Here is a 20,223-nt window from a genome sequence, read left to right as displayed (position 1 = left end):
TCAACTTTTTATAAGTAAACTTGAAACGGTAGTTCATACAACTTAAGCTGTGGTTACAAATGCTCATAATGTTATAAGTAAACTTGAAGCGGTAGTTAATACGGATTAAGCATTACTTATAAATACTCATGATGTTATAAGTAAACTTGAAGCGGGAGTTAATACAGCTTAAGCTGTGGTTATAAATGCTGAAGCTGTAGTTAATACAGCTTCAGTTGTGGTTATGAATGTTGAAGCTGTAGTTAATACAGTCTCATCTTATCTCCAGGCGATCGCGCCAGCGAGTTAGTTTGCCATTGCGGAAGCTACTTGCGATGAAACGCCACCTGCGGCTTTAATTAAATCGGCTCCTTTCTCGCTGATCATAATCGTGGGCGCATTCGTATTGCCCCCGACCAGAGTTGGCATGATCGATGCATCAACAACCCGCAACCCCGTAACACCGCGTACCCGGAGTTCGGGATCGACAACCGCCATTGGGTCAGTTCCCATTTTGCAGGTGCCGACAGGATGATACCCCGTAACGCAAAATTCCCGGATGTAAGCTTCGAGTGCTTCATCGCTAATCACCTCAGCACCGGGACTGATTTCCTCACCTCGAAACTGATCAAAGGCACTTGTATTAAATAATTTACGCATTATTTTAATCCCTTCAACTAGCTTTTGCACATCAGATTGACTTTGCAGAAAGTTGATCCGAATAATCGGTGGGTCTTTGGGGTCAGGCGAGAGCAAACTGACACTGCCAATATTTTGGGGATGAGTCAAACTGACTGTAACAGTGAATCCCAAACCAGAGAGGGTTTTGCCAGGAGATATCCACAGAATGGGACCGAAGAAAAACTGTAAATCTGGCGTGGCATCCAGATTACCTTCGGTATGCAAAAATAATCCGGCTTCAGCGTTACCATTACTGCTAATTGCCGGGTCTAACCCAGCAATTACCTCCTGTGCCACAGGACTGGTAATTATCTGGTGTGCCACAGGAACCAGAGAGTGGTCTTGGAGGTTTTGACCGACACCTGGCAAATCAACGACGACAGGAATCCCCAATTTTTGCAGTTGTTCTGCATCACCAATGCCGGAAAGCATCAGCAGCTTGGGCGAATCGAATGCACCAGCACTTAAAATCACTTCTTTGTTAACCCTGGCTTGGTGCAGCCTTCCCTCGTGCATATATTCCACCCCAATGGTGCGGGTTCCCTCAAACAATAACCGAGTCACTAACGCTCCTGTTGTTATTGTTAAATTAGGACGCTGGAGAATTGGCAGCAAGAATGCAGCAGCAGCACTGTGACGTTTACCATCCTTGACCGTTAACTGATAAATTCCCGCACCTGATTGCTGTATTCCATTGAAGTCAGGATTGTGCTTATATCCGATTGCCACGGCTGCTTCTACAAATCGTTGCGATGCTACAGTAGGGGGTTGAATATCGGTGACGCTCAACTCACCATCAACCCCGTGGTATGCGTCGGCACCGCGTTGCTGGTTCTCAGATTTCTTGAAATAGGGCAATACATCTTGGTAACTCCAACCAGGATTCCCCAATGACTGCCAGTGGTCATAATCGTGATCATTGCCCCGGATATAAATCATGGAATTAATCGAACTGCTGCCACCCAAGACTTTGCCACGGGGACAAAAGATTTTGCGGTTATTCAGGTACGGTTCTGGTTCGGAGAAATATTTCCAGTCCAGTTCCGAGCGAGGTAGGTTGGGGGATTCTAACGGGATTTGAATCTCAGGTTTAGTATCTGGATTGCCAGCTTCGAGTAATAACACAGTTGTTTCACTATCTTGTGTCATCCGGTTGGCGACAACGCAGCCTGCCGAACCAGCACCAATCACAATATAGTCATATTGAGTCATGACATCCTCGCTTGTAAATTCAACTACTTTAAAAAATGGTAATGCTAGCAATGAACGGGAGAGTGACGATGTTAGGAATCTCGCGTCATTTTAAAATCAATTCCATAAAAACCCAGTTTGCTCGATGTTCTAGAGGAATCTCTGTTTTTTCCAAATACGGCTCGATATCTTGAAAGCCAAATATCCGATAAAGTGCCTGTGCTTCCTTTGCAAAAGGGGCACTGTCTAAACGTATCCTTGAGTAACCAATGTAAACAGCTTCATTGATGATAGCTTCTAATAAAGACCGACCGATTCCTTTTGAGCGAAATTCTGGCCTTACATACATCCTTTTAATTTCGCCAACATCTTCACCAATTTTTCGTAAGCAAGCGCAGCCGGCTATTTGTGCCTCGGATTGTCCCAAAAGCAAGCGTCCTGAAGGGGGTATGAATTCGTGAAGTTGAATCATATATTGCTCAAAGAATGTATCAACATCTAAATGGATGCCGAACCGATGGCTGAATATCAACTTAGTCTCGTTAAAATATTCCCAAAACAGTTTCTGTATATGAGATTTATCTTCCTCAGTCTCTACCTGGATAATTTTAAGCAAAGTTTACGCCTCCGCTGAGTAATTAAATAAGAATTGGTATAAAGAGAATTTACTTATGAGTTAATTAGTGCTAATTAAAACTCAATATTGAGATTCTCCCAAGGGTGAGGGACATTATACATCATAAATTTCTGTTGCAAATAGTCCGGCTAGAGCTAGCGTAAAGTGGACAATTTGACAATCTTTAATACTCAAACTACTTGGCGTATAGTCATAATCTGTCCGCACGCAAGACACTTGATATATGGTTCAGAATCTCGAAAGAACACGCCAGAGTGCAAGGTTTCCCGAAACAGCACCGGCTGCTAATCCCGTATTTTTTAGAACCTATAGCCGCCGGACAAAGGCGGGACTAAGGGAAACATGGGATGAAGTATGCGATCGCACTCTACTCGGCTTAATCAAGCTGGGAAAGCTAACTCAAGAAGAAGCTGCCATCCTGGATCAGATGCAGCGCAACTTGAAAGCTATGCCCAGTGGACGCTGGCTATGGGTTGGTGGTACAGACTGGATAACCAAGCCCAAGAACTTTTCCGGGGCTTATAATTGCACCTCTACCAATCTCGAAGACTGGAGTGCCTTCGGATTAATGATGGATTTGGCAATGATGGGCTGTGGCACTGGAGCCGTCCTAGAACCACAATTTATTAACCAGTTACCCCCCATCCGTAATCGACTGAATGTCACTGTACAAGGTGAAATTGGCAGCACTCCTCAACAACAGCGACGTGAGTATACTGAAACTCATATAGAAGGGAATAATGTCACTATTCACGTTGGAGATAGTCGTGAAGGTTGGGTTGAATCATATCAAACCCTGTTGGAACTCTCCACTGATGAACAATTTTCAACAGAAGTTGAAGTATTAGTCGATATCAGCGATGTCCGCAAAGCAGGAGAAACACTTAACGGCTTTGGAGGAGTTGCTAATCCTGTAAAATTGCCTGGACTTTATCAAGGTTGTGCATCTATTCTTAATAAAGCTTTAGGACGACAATTAAATTCAGTAGAATGCTGTCTATTAATTGATCAAGGTGCTGTCACAATTGTTGCCGGTAACATTAGGCGTTCAGCTGGCATGAGGCAAGGTTCTAGCGAAGATAGTTTGTTCGCTGATGCCAAAGATAATTTATGGCAGCAGGATGAAAGTGGCAATTGGCGAATTGATCCAGAGCGTGATGCACTCAGGATGGCAAATCATACCAGAGTTTTTCACCGCAAGCCAACCTTAGAAGAATGTCTTAATGCTGTCCGCAAACAATATTATAGCGGTGAGGGAGCGATTCAATGGGCTGGTGAAGCTGTAGCGCGATCAAACATTGATTTGCTGCCAACACAGGCTCTGAAAGTTAATTTTTTGCAAGCTTATGAACAAGGAACAGCACAACAGTGGTTAAAAGAACATTATCCAAATCTGGATGTTAGTGAGCTAGAACATCGTTTGCAGCGATATGCTTTAAATCCATGCGGAGAAATCATTGGCGCTAACTTCCATTGTGTGAGTGGTGATACCTTACTCATCACTAGAGATGGAATACATAAAATCAAAGATGTTGTTGGTGGTGAAATTGATATTTGGAATGGTCAAAACTGGAGCCAAGTAACACCTTTTAAAACTGGTAGCGAACGCAAGCTGTATCGAGTTAAATTTGCAGATGGTACTTACTTGGATACAACCGAATATCATCGCTTCTTTGTCAAAGATAGATTTGAAAAAGAATACAAAGAAGTAGAAACTAAGGATTTGATGGATGTTAGTAGATATGACATTCATACTAAGCCTTTTACTATTCAGTACGAAGATGGATTAAATATCAATCCAAGTTATGCATATACTTTGGGGATAGCTGTAGGAGATGGAACTACAGACAAAAATGGTAATGCCAAAGTTAGACTTTATGAACAGAAAGCAGCTTTATCTGTAATCGGAAGTAAGTCTCCTGAAAGAAACTATGACTACTTACCGACTTTTATAGATGTAACAGACTTAGGTTTTTCTGGAGAATTTTTAAAAAGTTTAAAAACAAATCCAGAGTCACTGAATGCAATTGCTAGTTGGAATCGCCAAGCAATTTTGCATTTTATCGCTGGTTTAGCGGATACAGATGGCACAAATACACATAGCAATGGCATTAGGATTTACATCTCTGATTACGAACGTGCATATCGAGTCCAGTTATTACTAACTAAATGTGGTATTCGTTCTTCTTTAAATCTTTGCGCTCATAAAGGATCAGTAACTAATTATGGTGTTCGCAGTCAAGATTTATATTACTTGCAAATCACTGACTGTGGGCAAATTCCTTGCCAGCGTTTGGATGTAAGCAAAGGGTGTGACGCCAAATACAAAGGTAAATGGCAAATAGTCAGAGGTGTGGAAGAATTACCAGGTTTGCACGATACTTATTGCTTCAATGAACCGGAACATCACAAAGGAGTATTTGGTAATACCCTAACTGGGAACTGTAATTTGTCTGAGGTTCACCTTAATCAAATCGACCCATATAACTACAAAGAACAAGAAGAAGCATTCACTGCTGGAGCGCTATCTGTAGCAGCACTTTTAAATCACAAATTCCTGGAACCACGCTATCAATACAGCCGTGAATTAGACCCGATTGTAGGAGTTTCTTTTACAGGATTATTTGATTTCTTTGTCCATGCTTTTGGTGTTGATTGGCTACGCTGGTGGGCAGAAGGAAGACCCGCAACTGCACAAGGATTAGCTTTCAAGCGTGAGGAAGAAAAATATCTAACTTCCTGGAAAGATATTGTACATCGGGTTGTTTGGGATTACTGCGATCGCCACAATCTCAAACGTCCAAATCGCTGTACCACAGTCCAACCTAGTGGTACTAAGGCTTTATTAACTAATGCTAGTTCCGGATGGCATCCCCCGAAAGCGCAAAGATTTATTCGTCGGATCACCTTCGGCAAAAATGACCCAGTAGCCTTAGCTTGTATTGACTATGGTTACAACGTCATTCCCTCTCAATCAGACAAAGATGAACAGGGCAATTTGCTCAACGATCCCTTTGATCAAAGGGTGAGTGAGTGGTTAGTAGAAATTCCTGTTTCTGTACCTTGGGCTGATTTACCAGCAGCTGATGAAATTGATGTTTCTAAGTTTTCAGTCTTAGCCCAATTTGATTTTGTCCTCCAGGTTCAACGTTGGTATGTGACTCATAACACATCAGCTACTTTGGAACTTCGCTCTGATGAAATCGAACCTTTGGCACAACGGATCTACGAAACTATCCAGAATGATGAAGGATATATTTCAGCAGCCCTTTTAGCTCGTTTTGACGATTTGCAATCATTCCCGCGTTTACCGTTTGAACCAATAGACAAACCAACCTACGATCGCTTGAATCAAGAGGTGAAAGTACGGCGCAAAACAGATGATTTCTGTGCAGTTTTAAGCCGTTACGATTCAGGCGAAATGTCAGAAGCTGGGCCTAGTGGTTGTGACTCTGATAAGTGTATGTTTCCCGATCAGCAACCAAGCTCATAAGGCGAAATGACTATCAACTTCGGGTAGGTACTATTTATCTATTCCAATAAAAAGCGGTGGTTTTATATGATATTTAACCACCGCTTTTTATATCAACTCAAATTTCCCCTTTAGCCTTTTCCCCTCCTTGGTAATTATTTTGGTGGAGAAAAGCAGCACAAAATTTCTCTACACTATGATCTTTAGCAAAAGGAGTCTGCCAATGAAAGCTTACGAAATTCAAAGCGATGCCGGGATTGATGCCCTCGTATTAGTCGATCGCCCTGAACCAAAACCAACTGCGGGACAAGTTCTGATTCAAGTTAAAGCAACATCCCTAAATTACCGTGATCTACTTATCGCCGAAGGAGCTTACGATGCTAAACAGAAATATCCGGTAATTCCCGTGTGTGACGGTGTGGGGGAAGTCGTGACAGTGGGGGAAGGTGTTACACGCGTGAAAATAGGCGATCGCGTCGCGGGTACTTTCTTCCAAGGCTGGATTTATGGCTCTTTTACCAGAGAGAAAATGAAATCTGCTCTCGGAAGTGGTAACGATGGAATGCTGGCTGAGTATGTCGTATTACACCAAGATAATTTGGTGATATTACCAGACTATCTATCCTACATTGAAGGGGCGACTTTGCCCTGTGCAGGTGTCACAGCTTGGCATGCACTGGTGACAGAAGGTAATATTCACGCAGGTGATAGTGTTTTATTACTTGGTACTGGGGGAGTTTCGATTTTTGCTCTCCAGTTTGCCAAGATACATGGTGCTAGAGCGATTATTACTTCCAGCAGTGATGATAAATTGGCACGAGCTAGACAACTTGGTGCTGACGAGACAATTAACTACAAAACAACACCAGATTGGGAAAAGCAAGTTTACCAATTGACTAATCGCATAGGTGTAGATCATGTAGTAGAAGTAGGCGGTGCAGGCACTTTGCCAAAATCACTACAAGCAGTCCGCATTGGGGGACGTATTAGTTTGATTGGCGTATTATCAGGTAGAGGAAATGAAATTGACCCTAGTCCAATACTTTTTAAGAATTTAACAGTTCAGGGAATTGAAGTTGGCAGTCGGGAAATGTTTGAAGCGATGAATCAGGCGATGCAACAGCATCAAATAAAACCGATTATTGATCGAGTTTTTTCATTCACTGAAGCACGAGAAGCTTATCATTATCTCAAAAGTGCGGCTCACTTCGGTAAAGTCGTAATTAGTAATTCGTAATTCTATTTTTAAAGAGTTTATTATATGTTTCAAGTGAGAATTAAACCCCACTTGAAACATAATTATTAATTAGGTTTAAACAGCAGCGAGAGTAGGCGCAGCGAATTTAGCATATCGCTCGATGTAGAATTCCTTAGAGTGAGCGATCGCCTTCACAGATTCACGCTCTTTCAAAGCACGTTTCCACTGGCGTACACGGGTAAATTCCTCTGGCACCCCAAAACCTCGATACTGCTTCAGTGCAGCCCAGCGCTCAAACCAGGGGAAATAGGTGAAATCGACCAAACTGATGGATTCACCAAACCAGTAAGGGCCTTCCCCAGATAGCTTTGCCAAACCTTCATTTTCGATGAATTCCAGGTGTTTGTATAGTTCCTGTTTAGCTTCTTCTTGTTTTTGGGGATCTGAACTCCGCAGCAGGGTAGAAAAAGCGGGAACGAACCTGGTGTTAGCAAAATCAATCCAGATACGAGCCTGTGCCTTGGCAATCGGACTGCTGGGTAATAGTGGTGGATTGGGAAATACCTCATCGAGATACTCATTAATCACTGCTGACTCCCAAACTGGCTCATTGCCATGAGTTAGCGCAGGAACTTTACCATAGGGGGAAACTTTGGTAAACCCTTCAGGCTTATTCTGCAAATCAATCTCAATCAAATCGAAGTCAATGCCCTTCTCTTGGAGTACCAAACGGGTACGATGAGCATAAGGACAAACAACTGCACTGTATACTTTGATTTGGGCCATGTTTAAGTTCCTTGGTAAATAGGACTTGTTAATCGGTATTGGGAATTGAATTTTCATCCAAAATCCCAAATCTTAAATTGTTAGTGTCCTGAAGCCCTTTTGAGGCGGGTGTAGCGTGAAAAATTCTTGACACTAACCAAACTTTTAAATTTGACTACTAGGTAATACCATTTCTTTGTGAGGCTACGCCAAATTTTCTTGGTTGCTGTAAAAGTCATATCTTACCTACTAAATATCTAGTTTTTAAGGGATTTATAAGAAATAAATTACCTAAACAAACGAACCACAGAGACACAGAGAAGCCAGTGCGTTGGGCGGGTTCCCCGACTTGTTCGCGCAGCGTCTCCCCTTGGGAGAAGCAACTGGCGCGACACAGAGGAATGAGGAAGAGAGAGTTTTTTGGATATTTTTTTATTTGTCAGTCCCTAATCTAAGAGGATGTTTGAAAAGTCATGATTGATGTATCAAATATTTTTTTACCCCACCCTAACGCTCCCCGATGTATTGGGGAGGGAACTAGATTTTCTGGTTTCCCCCCTTAGAAAGGGGGGATTAAGGGGGGTAATAATTCAATTAAAATCACAACCAATTACTTTTTAAACAACCTCTAGGAACTTGGACAGAGTGCATCACGCACCTCTACTCGTTTCTGAACAATTCCTTGTTTGTATATCCAATCAGCAGCACTCTGTAAATCGGCAATCACTTTCGGTTCTAAGGGAAGCACTCCATCAACAGGTTGGCGCTCAAATGTCCGCTTCACAACTTCAGGCGGTAAACCTGATACTTTTTGGTATAGTTTTTGATTCTCCTGGGGATGTTTATTTAGCCATTCACCCTCTTTAGCAAGAATCGCAATAACTCCCCTAATCGCCTCAGATTTTTCTTTTAGTGCATCCCTATCCACCATATAAAGGGAGTAATGCGGGACTTTTGCAGGTAAAGGAATTTGGCGGGCATTATACTTGATTTCAGCACTAGCAACCCAAGGGTCCCAAACTGCCCAAGCATCGACATGATGTGATACCCAAGCGGGTAGGGCTTCATCAGGTTTCATGTAAACGCGACTTACTTTATCTTTGGGGATATTTTCTTTTTCTAATAGTTTTAATAACAAATGTTCGCTGATTCCACCTCGATTGACAATCACCTTTTTACCAATAAGATCATCGAATTTCCGAATGGGGGAATCTGCATGAACTACAATCCCCTCTGAGTTGCGATTAGCCGGTCGGTAAGCAATGATGCAAGCATTAATCCCACCAGATAAAGCAGACAAACCAGCAATATCGCCGCCGGCTCCTAAATCAGAACTTTTAGCATTAATTGTTTCTAATACAGGTGCAAAAGATGGGAATGTACCAACCCACTCAACTTTAATATTCTTGGGGGCTAGTTCACGCTCTAAAGTACCGCGTTCTTTTACGATCGCAGACAGACTTCCCTTAATATAACCAATGCGAACTACTGTCTGTTTTTCAGGTGCAGAACTTTGTGCTGTTGAGGAACCTTGATGGCCACTTACAGGTTTAACACTGGAATTGGCAGAGTTAGTTGGACTACATCCAGAAACTATCAAACCTGATTGGGCTACCAAAAGCCAGACTACTGCTTTTAAGGTACACAGCAAATGAGAATTTTGATATTTATTCATCAATGATTTACTGCTCCATAAAACTGAGACAATTCCAAACAAACGGTAAATTAATAATCAGAGCCAGAGGCTCTCGAAAGGCGTTACCAGGCTGGAGCCTGGTAAGGAGGCAATGGAGATTAGTTATTTCTCCTTTGTCTTTAATTTTGAATTTTGAATTTTGAATTGTTAAGGTGCTGGGTTTGGAGACTGAGCATGAGCTATATCCAGCTCTTCCAAAATGTCTTTGTCGAGAACTACATTTACACTTTCCAAATTCTCTTTGAGTTGTTCGAGTGTCGTAGCACCAATAATTGTGCTAGGCACAAACCAACGACTCCGCACGAATGCCAAAGCTAGATGCGCTGGACTCAATTGATAGCGCTTGGCAATTTCCACATAAGCTGCTACTGCTTCACTTACTTTTGGTTTCAAATAACGCTGACCAAAATTTTCAAACAAAGTGACTCTTGCTTTCTCTAGTTTGCCATTTAGGTATTTGCCAGTCAAGAAGCCAAATGCCAAAGGACTATAAGCTAGTAAGCCAATTTCTTCCTGGTAAACTGCCTCTGCTAAGGCTCCGTCAAATACTCGATTCAGCAAGTTGTAGGCATTTTGAATCGAAACAACTTTAGGCAATCCTAACTGTTTAGCAGCGTTACTAAATTGGGCAACTCCCCAAGGTGTTTCGTTACTCAAACCGATATAGCGAATTTTCCCTGCCTTAATTACATCGGCAAAAACTGCTAACTGTTCAGGGATAGGAACCGTTTCTGCCACCTGAGTCGGATCAAATACCGTTTGCCCAAACCGTGGCACGTAGCGATCGGGCCAGTGAATTTGGTACAGATCAATATAATCTGTTTGTAATCTTTTTAGACTATGATCTACGGCTTGTTTGATATTATCACGGTCAATTGCTTTGGCTCCACCACGTACCCATTTAAAGCCTCGACCAGGCCCAGCAATTTTAGTAGCTATAATTAGTTGATCTCTTTGTTGACGCTTTAACCATTCCCCAATGTAAGTTTCAGTTAATCCATAAGTTTCGCCACTTGTGGGGACAGGGTACATCTCAGCCGCATCAATAAAGTTGACTCCTTGAGCAATAGAATAATCTAACTGCTCATGGGCTTCTTCAATCGTATTTTGCTCTCCATAAGTCATTGTGCCCAGACAAATTTCAGAAACTTTTAAGTCACTCTTGCCAAGTTGGTTATACTTCATAATTTTTGCGTTGCTTTTCAGTTGATTCAAAAATAATATTTTTTTGGGAGATTTTGCATTTTTCTCAAGGCGCTCTTTGTAAGTAAATTAGCTCCAAACAACAGCGAATTTGGTACTAAACCAATATAAGTTTTTCAGCAAATTAATATTTAGCTGATACTACTAAAAACCGATAGATAAAACGTATTTTATGAATACAGTTGCTTATTATTGCATAGATGAACCAGATAAGTAAGCTAGTTGGGAGTAAGAAAAAATCTAAAATTGTAGTAGAAAATACTTGCTTTTATTGAGGATTTGTGAAATGGAGTATTTTAGCCCTAGCGCATACTACTACAAATCAATAGATTTACCGTAGTATATCAGAAAATTTTAAAATTATTTTAGAATTAAGTCTTAATAAATGTTCATATTAATATATTTAGTTCTAAATATATTGTCTTTATGACAATTAAAATATACTAAGTATACTTGGAAGAGTTTATAACATTTGGTAGCAATGACAAAGATTTAGGGTTTTAAGGACTTGCATAACCAGGAATTTTTTGCTGCGATCGCTTCCAACAATACTCATGTCTATAGCAATGTAATTTAAGTAACAAATAAATATAATTATACTGAATAATTAAAATATTTACTGGGATGTTATGGCATTTTTGATGCATTCAATTGCAGTTACAAAGCAGCATATTAATACTTGATCTGGCGTTGCTAAATTTAGATATGAAATGCAAAAATCATCTATTTTCAACTCTTACTCTCTGTGTTTGTGAGCCTCTGCGTGAAACAAATTCGTATTTTTAATCAGCAATGCCCTTTATTTTGCATTAAATAATTTAGTTATGTTATACTTACAAATAGGAGTATAAAAAACTCTTATTCCAACTTTTTTTAGGAATTACACCTTTTGACATTAGGATTAGATTCTTGATTTTTCTCCTTATGCCTGGAGTTGCTCTTTCTAGAGACGGCTACATTCAGGAGAATTCCAATGTCATTAGACAAAAATGCCCTTGAGCAACCAACAAATAAGTTGCTTGCAGCTCTGCCAGCCAGCGATTATCAGCGTCTTATTCCCCACATGATGCTGGTTCCGCTATCAAATCGGCAAGTCCTTTACCAAACAGGCGAACCGATCACACAGGTCTATTTTCCTAATAAAGCAGTGGTTTCTATAGTCACCACTATGGAAGATGGCTCCACAGCAGAAGTTGGTTTAGTGAGTAATGAAGGCATGGTGGGTATGCCCGTAATTTTAGGAAACAACACCACAATCACAACAGCATTTGTGCAGATTCCAGACACTGCCATGCAGATCGATGCAGATATACTCAAAAGCGAGTTCAATCGGGGTGCAGCGCTTCAAACCGTGCTGCTGTGCTATGTCCAACGTGTATACACTCAAATAGTACAAGAATCTGCCTGCAACCGTTTTCATACCCTAGAGGAGCGGCTGGCTGGTTGGCTGCTGACAGTTTCTGACCGTCTGGAATCAGAGCAATTTCCGCTCACCCAAGAATTTATCTCACAGATGCTGGGTGTAAATAGCGCTAGTGTCACCGAAGCAGCTAGCACCCTGAGCAAAGCTGGAATGATCGCCTACCACCGTGGTCAGATTAAGATTCTGAATCGAGAGGCTTTAGAAAAAACTTCCTGTGAATGTTATCAGATACTAAAAGAGGAATCTATTCGTTTATTGGGCAATAAGCCCAATAAACGACGAAAATAACTTTTTTTAAGCTTCTGTGTACGATACCGCACAGACTCAAACAAGTGTGTTCATTTAAACTTTTTTAGATTGTCTTCGTATTTCTTTAGCGAATACACCTTTTGACATCAGGATCTGATCCTTAAATCCTTTCCTTATGCTCTGAGTTGGCTTTTCTAGAGTCACCAACCTTAAGGAAAGTGCCTTCTAATGTCATTAGATAAAAACCTTTTTCAGCAACTATCAAATAAGCTGCTCGCAGCTCTGCCAGCCAGTGATTATCAGCGTCTTGTCCCCCATCTAAAGTTTGTTTCGCTCGAAGTTCCGCAAATGCTTTACCAAGCAGGCGAACCGATCACACACGTCTATTTTGCTGATAAGTCAATGGTTTCTATAGTTACCACTATGGAAGATGGCTCAACAGCGGAAGTTGGGATAGTGAGCAATGAAGGCATGGTGGGTATCCCAGTAATTTTAGGAAACAAGGCCACAACTACAACATCATTTGTGCAGATTTCGGGTGCTGGTATGCAGATGAATGCAGATGTATTTAGAGCCGAGTTCAATCGGGGCGGAGCTATTCAAACCCTGCTGCTGCGCTACGTACAAGCTATATACTCTGAACTGTCGCAAACAGCTGCCTGCAACCGTCTGCATACCTTAGAAGAGCGGCTGGCTCGCTGGCTACTGACAGTCTCTGAGCGTTTGGAATCAGAAGATTTTCCCCTCACGCAAGAATTTATCGCCCAGATGCTAGGTGTACGTCGTTCTGGCGTTACAGTTGCGGCTAGCACCCTCAGCCGAGCCGGAATGATCAGCTATCACCGTGGTCATATTAACATCCTGAACCGAGAGGATTTGGAAGCAACTTCCTGCGAGTGTTATCGAGTCATACAAAACGAATTTGCTCGCTTACTGGGCATGATGCCCAGTAAGCGATCCGAAAAATTTTTTTGAGTTATGTGTGCCAAACCGAACAGACTCGCAAAAATCACTTGATTTAAAGTATTTTGAGCAAATTTCTCTTTTAATGTTCAGTGAGCAAAAACACTCTTAAGCCGCAAGTAAATAAGTTACTCGCGGCTTTGTCAACTAGTGATTATCAGCGTCTTGTTCCACACTTGAAGTTGGTTTCGCTTTCGACTCGGCAAGTCATTTACGAATCAAAAGAACCGATCACACAGGTCTATTTTCCCCAACACGGAGTAGTTTCTTTAGTTACCACTATGGAAGATGGCTCGACGATAGAAGTTGGGGTAGTGAGTAATGAAGGCATGGTTGGTATCCCAATAATTTTAGGAGGCAAGACAACAACCACAAAAGCGTTTGTGCAGGTTTCGGGTGCTGCTATGCAGATGGATGCAGGTGTACTTAAAACCGAGTGTCAATCAGGGCGGAGCTATTCAAAACCTGCTGCTGCGCTATGTACAAGCTGTATACACTGAACTGGCGCAAGGATGTGCCTGCAACCGTTTTCATACCTTAGAGGAGCGGCTGGCTCGTTGGCTACTGACAGTCTCTGACCGCCTGCAATCAGAGGATTTTCCGCTCACACAAGAATTTATTGCCCAGATGCTGGGTGTACGGCGCTCCGGTGTGACAGTAGCGGCTAATACCCTGAGCCGAACCGGAATGATTCGCTACCAGCGTGGTCATATTAGCATTCTCAACCGAGAGGATTTGGAAGCAACTTCTTGCGAGTGTTATCGAGTCATCCAAAATGAATTTGCTCGGTTGCTGGAGAATCAGCCAAGGCGCGTAGGCGTAGCCCGTCGTAGACATCGCCAATAAATAACTTTAACTTATTATATGTCCGAAACCGGACAGACCCTTGCTAGTTAGTTCCTTTAAGATTTAGTTAAGTAGACATCAAATGGCATTTACAAATACCTGCCTTTTGAGATAGTTGCTACTCCAAGTGTTTGAGCTACAAGGCAGTGAAAATAATGTCTGATCAATCGATCTCTTTTAAAGGTCTGCGATTGCTGGTTGTTGATGACGATCCTGATACGAGAACATTACTTACTTTCCTGTTTGAAATAGACGGAGCAGAGGTAGTCACATCTGCTTCAGCAGGCGAGGCTATAGCAATAATGTCATCTTTTAAACCAGACATCCTAATTAGTGACATTTATTTACCAGATGAAGACGGCTACTCACTGCTCTTGAAGGCCAGAAATCTGGAAGCAAAGCGAGGGAGAAAAATTCCAGCGATTGCTTTAACGGCATCCGCTCTCGAAAAACACCGTAATAATGCCTGATTAATAAGTTATGATATATACCGATGTAAGCCGATAGACTTAGACGAGTTAGCTTCTGTTGTTGCTAGTTTAACTGGACTCAAACGATACGCTTGACATATTTAGATGCAATAAGTCAGAAGCCAGTAAGCAAGAAAGCTTTAACTAAATTTTATTTATTTTGAAAATGTGATGTCTACAACGGGCTACCTCATCGCCTGGTGATTTTTATATTAAATCACCAGGCGATGCATTTTCTCAGGAATCTTTTGACTAATTTTATTTTTTCTTAATTTCGCTACCAGTAAAAATATTTTGAAAACACAGTGATATAAAATATACTAAGAATAAATACAGAGAAAAATAAAGTATTTCTCTGTGGTACTCATTTTTTCATATAAAGGAGTGCATTATGGAATATCTTGCTTATTCCCACATGTTTATTGCTCAAGAAGAGGCATCTGGAAACACTGGATACAATCCTCCTAAATCTCAATCGAATTGGAAAAAACTTCTTAAATCTTCTGACATAGTTATTACTAAAGAAGAAGCATCTGGAAACAGCAAATCTAAATTCAATTGGAAAAAACTTCTTAAATCTTCAGCTTGGTTAGCTTTAGCTGGTGTTGGTGTATTACTTATTGCTGCTAGCCAAATTCAAATGAGTTCGGCTGCATATGTAAGGACTAACGGCAGTTGTTTACGTATCCGTACAGGCCCAAGCAGCAACTACTCATATGTGGACTGTGTATCAAATGGCTCAACACTCCCAGCGATTGAAAGATATGAAAACGGTTTTGCTAGGCTTTCTACAGGTAGATACGTTTTTGCCCGATGGGTTGGTGATAAACCTTACAGTGCTCCTGTGACTAGACCTGGTGGCGTTGGGGGTTCAGTTATTCTTACCCCTGGTTCTAGAGGTCTGCTTGTAAGAGACGTTCAAACAGCTTTGGGTAATCTCAGAATTGATGGAGTTTACGGTCAAGAAACTGCTAGCCGAGTCCGAAGCTTTCAGGCAAGTAAAGGTCTACTTGTAGATGGTGTTGTGGGCCCTGAAACTCGAGTAGCTCTGGGTATTTAGCCAATATGAATGCGTTGCACCCTAACCCGCCGTGCAATATAGCCATTTTCAATTCGGTAAGGTATAAGACCTAACCCCCTAGCCCCCTTTCCGAAGCGGGAAGGGGAAAAATTCAAAGCCTCTCTCTTAAAAGGAGAGAGGAATGGAAGTGAGGTCAAAACTGTACCTTACTTGGTCGAGAACTGCTATAAATTGATTGCTTATAGCTTAAATGCTTTTGAGTCTACTTTAGTAGACTTAAGCTATTAGCTTGGGAATTGATTCTTAAGCGGGATGAAAGCGAAAGGACAAGACTTTGAGGACTTTTGTCAGTCAATCAAAAAGCCACCCTTGGAAAATCTCGTTTCGAGGCTCTACCTGTTTTCTTGTGGGATGGAAATAAATCTAACTAAAAAAATAAAAACCGGGAGAAAAGCCGGTTTTTTGCACCCTAAAAAACAGAAATTTTGCACTTTGTTTAATGTAACTTTCTAAGTTGATTCTGATGAAAGACCCAAGTAATTTTGCACAATCTGCAAAATGCGCTCTGCTGCATGACCATCTCCAAAGGGATTAATTGCATTTGCCATTGCTTCATAAGCATCTAGATCACTGAGTAACTCAGCAGCGGCTGCAAAAATGTTCTGACTCGTAGTGCCTACAAGTTTGGCTGTACCCGCTACAACAGCCTCTGGTCTTTCGGTGGTGTCTCTCAAAACTAGTACTGGTTTTCCCAAGCTGGGGGCTTCTTCCTGCAACCCACCAGAGTCAGTGAGCAAAAGATGCGATCGCCCAATTGCTCCCACCAGTTGACCATAATCTAAAGGATCTGTTAAGAAAATTCGGGGATGATTCCCTAAAAGCTCTTGTAATGGAACTCGCACTGTCGGATTGCGGTGCAATGGTAGCAGCAAAGCTGTATCAGGAAACTTATCTAAAATTTGTAAAAACCCCTGAGCGATCGCTAACAGAGGTTCTCCCCAATTCTCCCGACGGTGAACTGTTGCTAACAGAACGCGATATGAATCCCACTCTAAGCCTGGTACATTGCAAATTGCTTGGGTTGCAGCTACATTTAACAATGCATCAATTACCGTGTTACCGGTCATGTGAATTTCACCCAAAACACCAGAACGATGCAAGTTTTCCACAGCCCAAGGAGTCGGCGCAAAGTGCAACTGAGTAATTTGAGAAATCAATCGCCGATTAGCTTCTTCTGGGTAAGGATTCAAGATATCATCCGTTCTTAACCCTGCTTCTACATGACCAACAGGGATTTTTTGATAAAAAGCTGCCAAAGCAGCCGCAAAAGCCGTGGTAGTGTCTCCCTGCACCACCACTAAATCTGGCTTTTTCTCCTTGAATAACCCTTCTAACCCTTGTAAACTGCGGCAGGTAATATCATTTAGAGATTGCTGAACCTGCATAATTTCTAAGTCATAATCTGGCTTGATGTTGAACAGCTGCATAACTTGCTCAACCATCTCCCGATGCTGTCCAGTTAGAATTACTTGCGACTCAAAATCTGAAGACTTCTGGAAGACTTGAATCACCGGAGCTAGTTTAATCGCTTCCGGACGAGTACCCAAGATAATGTAAACCCGTTTTTGATTAGTCATTAGTCATTAATCATCTGTCATTTGCCAATGGCTATAGTCAATGGTCTATGATTAATAGTCAATAGTTGGCGGTAAATCATCACACAAATCATAAATATAAAAGGATAAATCACATAAAAGTATGAAAAAACCCGGCTTAACCAGGCAAATGCACTATTTCTCGAATAAAACTCTAATTACTAAATCTTAATCTCCAATGTTCAAATCACAAAAAGCATGAAAAAACCCGGCTTAACCGGGCAGACGCACTGTTTGTTTGTCGAATTCACCTGTAATGACTATATTTTAATCTCACAAGTTAAAGGGCAAGCAGCGTAAACAGTAGTCTGCATTTGGTCTGCTTCTCCATGCAGCCAGCTTAACCATTTAATTTCATTAGGATGAACTCCTTTAAGAGTTAGTACACCCGCAGCCAATACAACTGCCATGACATTAAACATTATTAAAGCGCCTGCTACAAGCAAAACAGCACTAACAGGCATCACAGATTGCAAGACAATTGACAACAGACATCCGACTGTAGCCATCAAGACAACTAGTGGAAAACCGACAACCAACAAGCATACTGCTAATGTAAAAGTCCATATTAAAAAGCTTTTAATCATCAACATGGAGTAGGTCTTTCCTTGATTAGAGCTTTGAGCAGAAACCATGACTTTTCCTCCTAAAAATACACAGCAAATTTGAATTTTCAGTCATATCTCGCTTTTGGCGAGTAAACTGAATTTGTTTCTCAGTGAAATTCAGTATATAAAAACTAATCGGAAAAATGAGTATTTATTTACTAAACTTTACAGTTAATTTTTTCTAATTGTGGATATAAAGTCAAGTTTCTATCTATTAAAAAAACTTCTTTTCTGCATCTCTCTTCAGGTATATAACCTAAAAGGTATGAGCTTTTAACCTTGATCCCCTGGATATTGCTCCTATTCCAATTAACATTTCTTATAAAAATTATTCGTGGTTCTCATAATTCATAGATGGGCTGAATAAATGATCTGCTAATGTTTGTGCTGTTAATTGCTGGCAATTTGTGTCCATGCCTGGGATAAATTTCTCATCTAAAGGCTTAGAATATTTATATTTTAATTGTGTATTAAAAAATACTTATTTACCTCAATAATTTTACTGAAGCGTCTTGACTCATTGCGTGTGTTAAACCAGGTTATATAGGATAAATAACTTCTCTAAATCTTTTGAGAAGTGGAATCTCAGGAAAAAAAGATACTAATTGAGGTGGATGAAATGGATTGACCGTGGTTCTAGAGTCTCAATCGCTCCCCATCACCGCTAGGGCTTGCACGCAAGCATTCTCCAAAAGTCATTGAAGCAAGTGACTAGACTTCTCGCTAATTCAACTTTTTAACTGCCAAATGTGAAGATATATGACAGAATCACAGTCTCCATTAAATTCTAACCCTGCTGCTGGACGTAACCTACCGCCAATGCCGCCACCACCGCCAACCTCTAGTACGCAGCGGCAGATGACACAAACATTGGATATGTCAATGGATAGAAGCACCAACGCTCCTGTTGCAGGTCATCGTCCGGGTAGTCCACCGCCCATACCTAGTTCACTTCGCCCTAAAAACACCAGTCCGGGACTCACTTTAGCGCAGTTAATTAGGGAAGCTTACGATCAGGGATATTCTGACCTTCACCTGGGTGTAGGTGAAGTACCCCGCTTCCGCAACCGAGGAGAAATTCAAGCAACGGATCATCCAGAAATAGATAAAGAAACTTTGATGAATTGGTTGCGGGAGGTGATGACTGAGGGGGAAATTCAGCGCTTTGAAGAACATTTAGAATTTGACGGAGCAACTCAGTATGACTTTGCTCGCGTGCGGATTAATGTTTTTGGCTCCCTCAAAGGGCCTGCAATGGTCTTGCGGTTGATTCCGCTGAAAATCTTAACTATGGAACAGTTGAATTTACCTCCAGTTTTTCGGGATATTTGTCATCACCACAAAGGTTTAATTTTGGTGACTGGGCCCACTGGTTCTGGTAAATCCACCACAATGGCAGCGATGGTTGACTACATCAATAAGGAGATGGCCAAGCATATCATTACCATTGAAGACCCGATAGAATTTGTTCATCAAAGCCGCAAGTCTTTAGTCAAACAGCGGGAAGTGGGAATGCACACCCGGAAATTTGACAACGCTTTGAAAGCAGCTTTGCGGGAAGACCCAGATTTAATTCTGGTGGGAGAAATGCGGGATAAGGAAACAGTTAACACCGCCCTAAAAGCTGCTCAGACTGGTCACTTAGTCATGGGAACCTTGCACACCAATAGCGCTGTCAAAACCATTGAGCGGATTCTCAATCTCTACTCTGGTGAAGAACAGGATGCAATGCGGGTGGCAATTTCTGAGTCTTTAGTGGCAGTAATTGCCCAAGGGTTATGCCGCACAACTGACGGGAAGCGGGCTGCTTTCCACGATGTCTTGATTAACACTGAGGCAATTAAAGAATGGATCAAAGATGGTAAATATGATGAAATTGGCGAGTTGATGAAACAAGCTGGCTTTGACGGCATGATTACGATGAATCAGTCGTTGCTCAATCTCTATCAAGACGGTCGGATTACTGAAGAAACTGCTTTGGAAATGTCACCAACTCCTAACGAAATGGCGCAGTTTCTCCGAGGTCGAGTTTAAGTCTGTTCCTCTTGGCAATGAAGATGATTGTCTTGTTCCCAGTCTCCGACTGGGAATGCCTATTTGGAGGTTCCGCCTCCGGTTCTAGCGGCACCGCAATCAAAAGCATTTCCAGTCAGGGAGTGGAAACGA

The 20,223-nt window shown here is 41.6% G+C and carries 14 protein-coding genes and 1 pseudogene; 8 read left to right on the top strand and 7 right to left on the bottom strand.

The annotated features are described in order from the left end of the window. Positions 1 to 285: 285 nt before the first annotated feature. On the bottom strand, positions 286 to 1,872 hold the full coding sequence (locus Q0541_RS08635; RefSeq protein ID WP_298908289.1) for a GMC family oxidoreductase N-terminal domain-containing protein: 1,587 nt from the start codon (positions 1,870 to 1,872) through the stop codon (positions 286 to 288). Positions 1,873 to 1,957: 85 nt separating this feature from the next. After that, positions 1,958 to 2,467 (bottom strand): GNAT family N-acetyltransferase, encoded by a 510-nt coding sequence (locus Q0541_RS08630; RefSeq protein ID WP_298908286.1) that lies wholly within the window; start codon positions 2,465 to 2,467, stop codon positions 1,958 to 1,960. A gap of 244 nt (positions 2,468 to 2,711) precedes the next feature. On the opposite strand from Q0541_RS08630, the gene nrdJ reads away from it, so the two are divergent. Both nrdJ and Q0541_RS08620 read left to right on the top strand, forming a co-directional pair. Then, a complete protein-coding gene (nrdJ, locus tag Q0541_RS08625) occupies positions 2,712 to 5,981 on the top strand; it encodes a ribonucleoside-triphosphate reductase, adenosylcobalamin-dependent (RefSeq protein ID WP_298908283.1) in 3,270 nt (1,089 codons plus the stop codon). Positions 5,982 to 6,183: 202 nt separating this feature from the next. Beyond that, complete coding sequence (locus Q0541_RS08620; RefSeq protein ID WP_298908280.1) at positions 6,184 to 7,197, top strand: NAD(P)-dependent alcohol dehydrogenase; 1,014 nt, start codon at positions 6,184 to 6,186, stop codon at positions 7,195 to 7,197. 75 nt (positions 7,198 to 7,272) lie between these two features. On the opposite strand, the gene Q0541_RS08615 is transcribed toward Q0541_RS08620, so the two are convergent. The 3 genes from Q0541_RS08615 to Q0541_RS08605 form a co-directional block, all read right to left on the bottom strand. Further along, the gene (locus Q0541_RS08615; RefSeq protein ID WP_298908277.1) at positions 7,273 to 7,944 is read right to left on the bottom strand and encodes a glutathione S-transferase family protein; all 672 of its coding nucleotides are present in this window, start codon (positions 7,942 to 7,944) and stop codon (positions 7,273 to 7,275) included. Positions 7,945 to 8,551: 607 nt separating this feature from the next. Next, complete coding sequence (locus tag Q0541_RS08610) at positions 8,552 to 9,598, bottom strand: aliphatic sulfonate ABC transporter substrate-binding protein (RefSeq protein WP_298908274.1); 1,047 nt, start codon at positions 9,596 to 9,598, stop codon at positions 8,552 to 8,554. 168 nt (positions 9,599 to 9,766) lie between these two features. Further along, a complete protein-coding gene (locus tag Q0541_RS08605) occupies positions 9,767 to 10,804 on the bottom strand; it encodes an NADP(H)-dependent aldo-keto reductase (protein WP_298908271.1) in 1,038 nt (345 codons plus the stop codon). 991 nt (positions 10,805 to 11,795) lie between these two features. Between Q0541_RS08605 and Q0541_RS08600 the strand changes: the two genes are divergently transcribed. The 5 genes and pseudogenes from Q0541_RS08600 to Q0541_RS08580 all read left to right on the top strand — a co-directional run bounded on the left by Q0541_RS08600 (position 11,796) and on the right by Q0541_RS08580 (position 15,833). Continuing rightward, positions 11,796 to 12,533, top strand: a complete 738-nt coding sequence (locus Q0541_RS08600; RefSeq protein ID WP_298908268.1) for a Crp/Fnr family transcriptional regulator — start codon at positions 11,796 to 11,798, stop codon at positions 12,531 to 12,533. A gap of 189 nt (positions 12,534 to 12,722) precedes the next feature. Further along, positions 12,723 to 13,469 carry a Crp/Fnr family transcriptional regulator gene (locus tag Q0541_RS08595; protein WP_298908265.1) on the top strand — a complete coding sequence of 249 codons (747 nt, stop codon included), beginning with the start codon at positions 12,723 to 12,725 and terminating at the stop codon, positions 13,467 to 13,469. An 80-nt stretch (positions 13,470 to 13,549) separates the two neighbouring features. Next, positions 13,550 to 14,303, top strand: a pseudogene (locus tag Q0541_RS08590) (Crp/Fnr family transcriptional regulator). A 155-nt stretch (positions 14,304 to 14,458) separates the two neighbouring features. Further along, positions 14,459 to 14,773, top strand: coding sequence for a response regulator (locus Q0541_RS08585; RefSeq protein ID WP_298908261.1), 315 nt, complete (start codon positions 14,459 to 14,461; stop codon positions 14,771 to 14,773). 391 nt (positions 14,774 to 15,164) lie between these two features. After that, positions 15,165 to 15,833 (top strand): peptidoglycan-binding domain-containing protein, encoded by a 669-nt coding sequence (locus tag Q0541_RS08580; RefSeq protein ID WP_298908259.1) that lies wholly within the window; start codon positions 15,165 to 15,167, stop codon positions 15,831 to 15,833. 470 nt (positions 15,834 to 16,303) lie between these two features. Here Q0541_RS08580 and wecB read toward each other — a convergent pair whose 3' ends face one another. Together wecB and Q0541_RS08570 are read right to left on the bottom strand one after the other, a co-directional pair. Further along, on the bottom strand, positions 16,304 to 17,431 hold the full coding sequence (gene wecB, locus Q0541_RS08575) for a non-hydrolyzing UDP-N-acetylglucosamine 2-epimerase (protein ID WP_298908256.1): 1,128 nt from the start codon (positions 17,429 to 17,431) through the stop codon (positions 16,304 to 16,306). Between the two features lie 278 nt (positions 17,432 to 17,709). Next, complete coding sequence (locus Q0541_RS08570; RefSeq protein WP_298908253.1) at positions 17,710 to 18,084, bottom strand: hypothetical protein; 375 nt, start codon at positions 18,082 to 18,084, stop codon at positions 17,710 to 17,712. 732 nt (positions 18,085 to 18,816) lie between these two features. On the opposite strand from Q0541_RS08570, the gene Q0541_RS08565 reads away from it, so the two are divergent. Next, positions 18,817 to 20,091, top strand: a complete 1,275-nt coding sequence (locus Q0541_RS08565; protein WP_298908250.1) for a type IV pilus twitching motility protein PilT — start codon at positions 18,817 to 18,819, stop codon at positions 20,089 to 20,091. Positions 20,092 to 20,223: the final 132 nt, after the last annotated feature.

It is taken from the genome of uncultured Nostoc sp. (genome assembly GCF_937863485.1).
Taxonomy (GTDB): Bacteria; Cyanobacteriota; Cyanobacteriia; order Cyanobacteriales; family Nostocaceae; genus Nostoc.
The sequence above is the reverse complement of the archived record's forward strand: the minus strand, read 5'-3'. Positions and strand labels throughout refer to the sequence as shown.